This is a genomic window from Flavobacterium sp. (assembly GCF_003525665.1).
Lineage (GTDB): Bacteria > Bacteroidota > Bacteroidia > Flavobacteriales > Flavobacteriaceae > Flavobacterium.
This window is the reverse complement of record NZ_DQDX01000028.1, coordinates 21,100-27,421: the sequence shown is the minus strand read 5'-3', so window position 1 is coordinate 27,421 and position 6,322 is coordinate 21,100. Positions and strand designations below refer to the sequence as shown.

Sequence of the window (6,322 nt, the reverse complement as noted above, 5' to 3'; positions counted from 1 at the left end):
ACAAAAAATGATTCTTTTGAAAACGTAAATTGGCTAAACATAAAATTCGTTTCCCATCAATTCCTTTTAAAAAAGTTTCTTTTTGTTCACTCGAATTAAGAGTGGTAAAATTGGCTAAGTAAATAACATTTTTACAGTTCAAAGTACGCTCTGCCCAATTTTTCAACTGATAATTTACAACAACAATTCCTTTAAAAAAATAGGATGCTATCTTTAAAGCAACCGATTTCCTTGTGCTTAAAAATTCACTTAATCCGTTATGGTCGTGCCAAATGATATGTATTTTAGGATAAAGCAACTTCACTAAAAAAGCTGTAAAAAACGAGCTACTATGAGCTTGTAGATAATCGATTTTATTGGATTTACAATATTTTTTTAACTTACGAATTGCATTAAAATCGATGGTCTTTTTTCTATTGAGAAATAAATAATGGACTTTTTCATTGATTTGATTTTTCAAATTACCTTCTTTTCGTGTGGCAACCAAACCAGAAAATTCAATAGATTTAGCTAGACTATTGGCATAATTAATAGCCATTTTTTCGGCTCCGCCTATGTCTAATGAATCAATAATTTGAAGAATTCTCATGAAGTTAGTAATTTCTTTATTTCTGTTTCAAATTTATCAATTGTAAAGTTACGAGACCAACTTATTGCCTCTTTTATTTTAGCATCGTATAAGTCTTGATTTTTAAGTACCATTTCAATCGCTTCAACATCATTTTGAAAGGAATTGGTGAGCAAAATCCCACGATTGCCGTAATCCAACATGTTTGGAAGGCACGAAACTTGAGAGGCAATTGGCAAGCAACCCCAAAACATAGCTTCGGCAACTACTTTGGGCCAACCTTCACTTTTGGAATTTAAAATCAAAAAATGACTTTTCTGATAAACCATTTTCATTTCGTCTTTGGTGACATTTCCTTTAAATACTACAACTTCAGATAAATTATTGGAAGCGATATACTTTTGTAAACTAGACTTTTCTACGCCTTCTCCATAAATAGCTAATTGAACATTATGTTGCAATAATTTTAATTTTTCTACAATTTTTACTGATTCAATAGGTTGCTTTCCAGACGTTAACGAACCCACAAAAACAAATTGTATGGTAGTATTCAACACGCGTGAATCTACATTTATTTTTTCGAATTCTGAATAAGTTGCAGTGAAAAAGGACTTAATATTAATTGTTTGATTTTCCCACTTTCCGTAAACTAAAACTTGCATATTCTTGGTTAAAAAAGTGCTACTCAAAATATATTTTTGAAGTTTATAGGTAAATGGTTGTTTAGAATTAGCATCCCAATTACCAGCGTATTTGGCCGTTTTACTCTTTCTTGGGAATAAAATTTGAACCAAACTACCCAATAAACCCATATTTCCAGGACAACGCAAATGAATGTGATTGCTCTTTTTCAGTGCTATAAATATCGAGAAAAGAATTCTAGGAAGATTTAGAATTGTTTTACAAATTGCACCAAAACTGGTTAACGAAAAATCGGGAACAGCAATAAATTCAATATTGGAATGCTTATACTTTTGATGAATGGCAGTATTGTCAAAATTCTTTAAAGGCGCTACAATGACAACTTTATCCACATATTTTAACCAAATATTCATTTCGTTCACATACGGCGCATATCCAAAATAATTTTCATTGGATTTCGTGTGATGTACATGTGTAATGATGCAAAAAGTCATTATTGGTTGATCTTAGGTTTATTAAATAGCAAACTAAACCAACCAACTACTCTACCCAAACTTTCGGTAAATGCTTCTTTTTTATTGGCTGTTGTAAAAGTATTAGAAAATCGAATTAAAGTAAGTAAAAACGAGGTTAAGTTCCATTTTAATCTGGCTTTTATAGAAGGATTTGGATACTTTACACGCCAAACATACCAGCCATTTCTAACTACCATTTTACCGTATTTGTATTGATTTGGTCGTCCTGAACTGTCGTGGTAATGACTTAATTTAGCTTTTGTATTGAGATATAAAGGACCGGTTTTGGAAACTCTTAACGTAAAATCGGCGTCTTCATACAAGCCATAACCTTCAAAATAGGTTGAAAATTTAAACGTTGAAAATACACTTTTTTTAAACGATGAAACGCCGCCCATAAGTTGTTCTACTTGATAGATTTTGTCTGATGGCGGAATAAATCCCAAACTTCTACCATGAGAAAAATCAGGCATAAAACCAGGTAATTTATTACTGTCTAATCCCAATTTTTTTCTAATTACAAATCGGCTTCCATCCTTCCTTTTCCAACCATCATAACAAAATTCGGTGATTTTTGGAGCGTAATTTTCACCAACAAATTCCCAGTTATTTTCATTAATGATGTTTCCACCAACTCCTAATGCATCGGGAAACATCGTATAAGTTGCGAGTAAATTTTCAAAATAATCAATTTCTAAAACAATATCATCATCTAAAAAGCAAACTATTTCTATTTCTGAATTTACTTTATCGATTCCAAAATTTCGTTGTTTGGTTAGTCCGCGCTGATTCGCATCAACTTTATAGTATTTTAAATTTTTAAACTGATTTGCAGTTAAAATTTCTTTGGTTTCATCATTGGTTGATCCATCAATAATTAAAATTTCATTAGGATAAACCGTCTGATTAGTAACTGACTTTAGTAAATTCAATAAAGGTTTTGCGCGCATATACGTGCAAACTATTAAAGAAAATGTAGTGGCATTTGGCAAAATATTTACGGTTTTGTAGCAAAGAAAATTAAATTATTGTATCCTTTTAATCGATTATATTTAAAGTTAATTTCTTTGTAATATTCTGATAATGATTTGATTTCAATATTTACAAATCCATTGTCAGACAAGTGTTTGCGTAGATCTTTTTTTGTAAAGTAATAACCACTTACATCGAATCCGTAAAAACCTGTAGTTCTATTTCCAGGTTCATTTTTCAAGAACGGCTTCATCATTCTGCGAAGCAGAAAATAAAGTGTTTTTTGTGGTGTTCCTACTTGATTGTGAACTACACCAATTAAAACTCCTTTTGGGGACAAAATATCATGAGCTGTTTTAAAAATAGTGTATCGGTCTTTTCTATCTTGGATATACGTTAGCATGCAATTCATTATCGTTACTAACTCAAAACTATTGGCTTTTGCGGTAAATTTTGAAGCGTCAGCAACTTCTAGCTTTACTTTATCTTGTAAATTCCACGAAATAACATTTTCTCTTCCCTTTTTAATCATGTTCTCTGAAATATCTGTAGCAAGAATAGAGTCGATTGGTACATATTTTAATATTCCATTTATTTCTCTTCCTGTTCCGCATCCAAAGATTTTAGCAAACTTGACTGAACTATTTAACTTACTGAAATAATTTTTTGCTTTTTCATACAAATAAGCTTCATAATTAGATGTATTAACAACCGTTTTATTTTGAGAATGAATAACGTCTTCTCGTTCCCAAAATTCTTTATTTTCAATTTTCATTTTGTTGCTACTTTAATCGTTTTAAAACTACAGAAATAGTTTTTTTATTTTTAACAAAAATAGAATTTAATATGGTATAAACTCTAAAAATTAATGGCTTTAATACTAGATGATAGTGTGGCTCTTTATAATAAGCGGTAGTAGTATTGAACTTGGACTTGAACTCAACAACGCCTTTTGATCCACCCATAGAGATGTTATAACCAGAAAAACCAAGTTCAAGAGATTTTTTCATAAACTCCCAATGAATTAAATAACCCAGTTTTAAATCGGGTTTTTCCTTCTGTGTTCCACCAGAAATATACGTCAAACAGTTGCCACAATTTACAGCAAAACCGGCACCTTTAATTTGATCATCAATAGTAATGAAGATTAAAAAGGCTCTATTTTTCTCCACCAAATTTACTATCGTATCCTTAAAATCGTTAAAAGAACGCACAGTGTAATTCCCTTGCAACGCATTGTCTTCTATAGCTTTATAAGCTAATCTACATTCTTCCTCGGATTTTGCAAAATGTATTTTGGCATTGGTCTTGTACGATAAATTGATGTTTCTTCTAACTTGCGCTGTAAATTGATTAATAAGTTGTTCTGGCGAATTTGCATTGGAAAAATCAACCCAATTAATTCCGTAAGAACTATAAACAAACTTAAAAAGATTTCCTTTTTTCCCTGATAATTTTAAATCTTTTATTTCACTGACAGAAAAAGTCTTACTTTTAATTTGAAGTTCATCAGAAATTGGCAAACTATACTGTGCATAGCAACAACCGAGTACTTTTGCACGACCTTTTATTTTATCTACAACTTCTTGAAGATGTTTTTCATAAGAGCTTTTAAGAATTGGTCCGTGAGGAATTATATAGAATTTAAAAAATAAAAATTTTGCTATTACAACTCCAAATCCTCCAACTATTTTATCGTTATCAAGTACTAAGAAAACTTCATAATTAAACCCATAACTGGTATAGGACTTTAACCAATCTGAATACAGCAAATGACTGCCACAATCTTCCGTTAAGAGAAAATCGTCCCATTTTTGCAACCAATCCCTATCTTTAGTGAATAGAAAATGTATCATTTTATCATTCTTACTGGTACTAATTGGTTATTATTTAAAACGAACTTCCCGTTTTCATCAAATGAAATTACTGTTTGATCTAATACTTCAAAATAAGAAACTAGCTCAGAAAGTGTGGGATTCCATATTTTATTTTCGGCTATTTTCAAACCTAAATAGTTAAAATTTATAGCAACTTGTTTTTCGATTGCGTTGTCTTTTGTTAACATTTTCCCTTCATGATAGGCTACAGAATCAGAAAAATAAGTGTGCGCAATAAAAATTCCGGCTTCTTTAATTAAAAGATTGATATTACTTTCTTGTAACGATTTAGAAAAATCAATCATTTCTAATGTTTGAAAAACTACAAATTCTTCGTTTAAAATAGTGTGTTTAAAAAATAGTGGTGTGTATTTTGACAACTTAAATATCTTATTTTTTTTACTATTCCAAAATAACAAAACAGATGCAATGGATGAAAACAAAATTGCAAAATCCTTTATAAATTTTGGAATTATTTTGAATTTTCTTTGAAAAACAATCTTTTTAAAATTTTGCGCTGTAGCTTTATAATTGGTAATAATTTTCTCCTCATTTAAATAATGAAAAACGATATTTTTTATCATTGCTTGCATCAATTTCATTGTTGAAAGGTTTTTATTGCCTTTCAGAAATGAATTTAATGTAAAATGATTTCCGTTTAACTGATTGATAACTCCAGTCGTTGCTGTTCCAGAATCGATATAATTCCATAAAATTTTAACATCTTTTTGCTTCAAAAGAGTTTCATAAGTCGATTCAAGTTTTGGATGATTTTTAAATAATGAAAAATTGTAAGGCTGATAACCATGATCTATCCAAACTTCGCTTGAGTAGGGATTAGTGAATTTTTCAAAATCAGAAAAACTTTCATTATCAGATTTTATGGATTGCGATAACGAATGATAACACATTTCGTGTCCGTTTGCTTGCCATAAGTCGAGTTCTTGTTTATCGTTTTCATGCGACGCATTATCGTTTCTTTTCGAAAAATGATTGATAAAAAAGCCTTTGGTAACTTTGATATTTGTTTCTGAAAATAACTGTCGTTGTACTTTTAAATTATCCAAAGTATCGAAATCACAATGATCTGTAAAACACGCTATTGCTGAAAACGGAATTTTAGATCGACTGATTTCAATTGCGCCAATTTTAGAAAAAAGCAAGGTTGGAGTTGCTACAAAAGCTACTTTGCTGTTGGCTTGATAAATACGTTTCTGAACGTTGGAACCAACATACTGAGTTATTGGCTTAGAAAATTGGGGATTGAATTTCCAAATTAATTTATACGGATTTTTTTTATGAACTTCCCAAATACCTTGATTCATATTGGCCTGAACGTAATTTCCATCGGCAAGTTTTATTATTTTTGGAGTATATTCATTTGCAATTCTATCTGAATTTACATCTTGCCAAGTGTAATCGTGATTTCTAAAACTACTAATTTTGACTTCAAATTCGATTTCAATATCAAATGAAGTGGTGGTTTCAATAACTTTAGAACAATCAATAACCAATTTGTTTTCATAAACATTTAGGTTCTGAATTTCTTTGTTTGATTTTGAAAAAAGTACAAGTTGCTTAATCATTTTTTGAATTACTTAAATACATTTCGTTTAGTCTTTCAATAACTTTTTTAGGTTGCAAATACATTTGAAAATACAATTTAGATTGCTGTTTTAAGTGCGATTGTAGCTCCTCTGAATTTAAAATTTCATCTAATTTTATACTAATTTCTTTTTCATCGGATT

General features: G+C 30.1%; 6 protein-coding genes. All 6 read right to left on the bottom strand.

The features are described from left to right. A partial coding sequence (locus DIU01_RS01895; protein ID WP_290831568.1) for a glycosyltransferase occupies window positions 1-589 on the bottom strand: 589 nt, incomplete at its 3' end. Beyond that, window positions 586-1,704 carry a glycosyltransferase gene (locus DIU01_RS01890; RefSeq protein ID WP_290831567.1) on the bottom strand — a complete coding sequence of 373 codons (1,119 nt, stop codon included), beginning with the start codon at window positions 1,702-1,704 and terminating at the stop codon, window positions 586-588. The genes DIU01_RS01895 and DIU01_RS01890, both read right to left, overlap by 4 nt. Next, window positions 1,704-2,717 carry a glycosyltransferase family 2 protein gene (locus DIU01_RS01885; protein ID WP_290831566.1) on the bottom strand — a complete coding sequence of 338 codons (1,014 nt, stop codon included), beginning with the start codon at window positions 2,715-2,717 and terminating at the stop codon, window positions 1,704-1,706. The genes DIU01_RS01890 and DIU01_RS01885 overlap by 1 nt, the downstream gene beginning before the upstream one ends. Window positions 2,718-2,722: 5 nt before the next feature. Then, window positions 2,723-3,472 carry a class I SAM-dependent methyltransferase gene (locus DIU01_RS01880; RefSeq protein WP_290831565.1) on the bottom strand — a complete coding sequence of 250 codons (750 nt, stop codon included), beginning with the start codon at window positions 3,470-3,472 and terminating at the stop codon, window positions 2,723-2,725. Between the two features lie 7 nt (window positions 3,473-3,479). Beyond that, a complete protein-coding gene (locus DIU01_RS01875) occupies window positions 3,480-4,553 on the bottom strand; it encodes a peptidoglycan bridge formation glycyltransferase FemA/FemB family protein (protein WP_290831564.1) in 1,074 nt (357 codons plus the stop codon). Next, window positions 4,550-6,160: a hypothetical protein gene (locus DIU01_RS01870; protein WP_290831563.1), complete on the bottom strand. Its 1,611-nt coding sequence runs from the start codon at window positions 6,158-6,160 to the stop codon at window positions 4,550-4,552. Before DIU01_RS01870 ends, DIU01_RS01875 begins: the two co-directional genes overlap by 4 nt. Window positions 6,161-6,322 lie beyond the last annotated feature (162 nt).

Bases quoted from the DNA above. Each gene is read 5' to 3' on its own strand.
- DIU01_RS01890 (WP_290831567.1), bottom strand. From the start codon at position 1,704: ATGACTTTTTGCATCATTACACATGTACATCACACGAAATCCAATGAA.
- DIU01_RS01880 (WP_290831565.1), bottom strand. From the start codon at position 3,472: ATGAAAATTGAAAATAAAGAATTTTGGGAACGAGAAGACGTTATTCAT.
- DIU01_RS01875 (WP_290831564.1), bottom strand. From the start codon at position 4,553: ATGATACATTTTCTATTCACTAAAGATAGGGATTGGTTGCAAAAATGG.
- DIU01_RS01870 (WP_290831563.1), bottom strand. From the start codon at position 6,160: ATGATTAAGCAACTTGTACTTTTTTCAAAATCAAACAAAGAAATTCAG.